Annotated in this window: 3 protein-coding genes; 1 reads left to right on the top strand and 2 read right to left on the bottom strand. The window is 72.6% G+C overall.

Features of this window, described 5'->3' with window-relative positions; genetic code table 11:
* On the bottom strand, nucleotides 1-811 hold an 811-nt coding region (gene dapF / locus VFM98_RS04400; protein WP_325108680.1), incomplete at its 3' end, for a diaminopimelate epimerase.
* A 7-nt stretch (nucleotides 812-818) separates the two neighbouring features.
* Nucleotides 819-1,451 carry a 2-hydroxychromene-2-carboxylate isomerase gene (locus VFM98_RS04395; RefSeq protein ID WP_325108679.1) on the bottom strand — a complete coding sequence of 211 codons (633 nt, stop codon included), beginning with the start codon at nucleotides 1,449-1,451 and terminating at the stop codon, nucleotides 819-821.
* A gap of 47 nt (nucleotides 1,452-1,498) precedes the next feature.
* Here VFM98_RS04395 and VFM98_RS04390 point away from each other — a divergent pair.
* Nucleotides 1,499-2,604 (top strand): NAD(P)/FAD-dependent oxidoreductase (locus VFM98_RS04390; protein ID WP_325108678.1); only part of this gene is annotated, 1,106 nt, incomplete at its 3' end.

Here is a 2,604-nt window from a genome sequence, read left to right as displayed (position 1 = left end):
CCGGGGCGCCGCCGCCGGCCCATTCGATGGTGAGCAGGCCGCCGCGCGTTTCCACGTCGACCCGCGCGTCCAGCCGCCCGAGCCGGATCCCGGCCACCACGGCGGCACAGGCGCCGGTGCCGCAGGCGAGCGTCTCGCCGGCGCCGCGCTCCCACACCCGCAGCTTGATGCGCCCGCGGTCCAGCACCTGCATGAAGCCCGCGTTCACGCGCTTGGGAAAGCGCGGATGGTGCTCGATGGCCGGTCCTTGGGTGCGCACCGGCGCCTGGTCGGCGTCGGCCACTTCCTGCACCGCGTGCGGGTTGCCCATGGAGAGCACCGCCACGGCCACGATCTCCGACTCCGCATCGACCTCCAGCGCCAGGTGCCATTTCTGCCACTGGCCCTCGCGGTGCGGGCTCAATCCCGCGGCGTCGAAGGGCACGGCGGGCAGGTCGAACACGGGCGCGCCCATGTCCACCGTGACGCGGCCGTCGGCATTGAGCCGCGGCTCGATCACGCCGCCCAGCGTCTGCACCCGGATGCGCTCCCCCTGGGCCAGGCCCTTGTCCACCACGTAGCGGGCGAAGCAGCGCGCGCCGTTGCCGCACTGCTCCACCTGGCCGCCGTCGGCGTTGTGGATCACGTATTCGAAGTCGACGCCCGGGGCGGGCGCGGGCCGCACGCTCAGGATCTGGTCGGCGCCGACGCCGAAGTGGCGGTCGGCGAGCTGCCGGTACTGGGCCGGCGTGAGGTTCAGGCGCTGGCGCGTCTCGTCGAGCACGACGAAATCGTTGCCCGCGCCCTGCATCTTGGTAAAGCGGATGCGCATGCGGGGATTATGTGCGCAGCCGCTCCAGTGCGCGGTCCACGAAGAACAGGCGATCCTGCCCCCACCAGCGCTCGGGATGGCCCGGGATGATGAAGGTCGGCGCGCCGAATACGCCGAGCTTGACGGCCTCCTCGCTGAAGCGCTGGTATTCGCGCTGCACGGGCTCGGTGCGCTCCAGCGCGTGCAGCGCGGCGCCGTCGTAGCCGTTCTCGTTGGCCACCGCGATGCGCACCTCGGCCTGCGAGGTGTCGCGCTCCTCGGCCCACAGGGCGCGCAGCAGCGCGTGCGACAGCACGAAGGCGTCCAGCCCCTGCTGCTGCGCGGCGATCACCATCCAGCCCGCGTACTTGTTCCACTCGGGGTCGGCGGGCATGGACTGCGGGTAGTGCTTGGGCTCCAGGTTCAGCGGCATGCCCAGGTAGTCGCGCCAGCGGGCGAGCTCCTCCGCGTGGTAGCTGCGGCGCGCCGGCGGCCGGGTGCGGATCGGGATGCCGCCGGTCTGCACCACGACGGCCTGGAAGTCGTAGGGCTTGAGCACCAGCCGCGCGCCATGGCGCCGCACGATGTCCTGCAGTTGCGGCCCGGCAAAATAGGCCCACGGCGATGACAGGCTGTAATAGCAGTCCAGTTGAATCGTCATCCGCGGATTATCAGCCTGTGATTCCTGTTTCTCCCGAGCTCCCTCCGGTGCCCGCGCAGTCCGTCGCGAGCCCCCGCAACCCCGACGCACTGGCGCGGCTGGCGCGCGACGCCCGCGCCGACCTCGCGCGCCTGAACTTCCCGCCCGCCAACTGGGTGCCACCGGCCACCGGCCCGCAGGGCCAGCCCGTGCTGGAGGCCCTGGTGGTCGGTGCTGGCATGTGCGGCCAGACGGCGGCCTACGCGCTGCTGCGCGAAGGCGTCGGAAACCTGCGCGTGATCGACCGCGGCCCGCGCGGGGAGGAAGGCCCCTGGGGCACCTTCGCCCGCATGCTGACGCTGCGCAGCCCCAAGCACCTCACCGGCCCCGACCTCGGCGTGCCCTCGCTCACCTTCCGCGCGTGGTACGAGGCGCAGCACGGCGAGGCAGGCTGGGCCGCGCTGCACAAGGTGGGCCGCCTGGACTGGCGCGACTACCTGCTGTGGGTGCGCGACACGGTGGGCCTGCGGGTGGACAACGGCGTGGCGCTGGAGTCGGTGGCGGACGAAGGCGGGCTGCTGCGCGCGACGCTGCGCTCCGCCGCCGGCAGCGAGACGGTGTGGACGCGCAAGCTGGTGCTGGCGCTCGGGCGCGAAGGCAGCGGCGCCCCGCGCTGGCCGTCCTTTCCCTCGCTGCGGCGCGACGACCCGCTGGCCGCGGGCCGCGTGTTCCATTCCGCCGACGCGATCGATTTCGAGGCGCTGCGCGGGCGACGCGTCGGCGTGCTGGGCGCCGGCGCCTCCGCCTTCGACAATGCGGCCTGCGCGCTGGAAGCCGGCGCCGCGGTGGACCTGTTCGCGCGCCGCCCCTTCCTGCCGCAGGTGAACAAGAGCAAGTGGACTTCGTTCCCCGGCTTCTTCCGCGGCTACGAAGCGCTGGACGATGCGCGCAAGTGGCGCTTCTACACCTACATCTTCGACGAGCAGGTACCCCCGCCCTGGGAGACGGTGCGCCGCTGCGACGCCAAGCCGGCGTTCACGCTGCGCCTGGGCACGCCCTGGCTGGACGTGCAGCCGGAAGGTGACGGCGTGCGCGTGACCACCGCGGCCGGCAGCGAGCGCTTCGACGCGGTGATCTTCGGCACCGGCTTCGACGTCGACCTGCTGGAGCGGCC

The sequence above is a fragment of the Ramlibacter sp. genome, from assembly GCF_035706265.1.
In the GTDB taxonomy this organism is placed as follows: Bacteria; Pseudomonadota; Gammaproteobacteria; order Burkholderiales; family Burkholderiaceae_C; genus Ramlibacter.
Note: the sequence above shows the minus strand (reverse complement) of the source record. Positions and strands in the feature narration are given on the sequence as shown.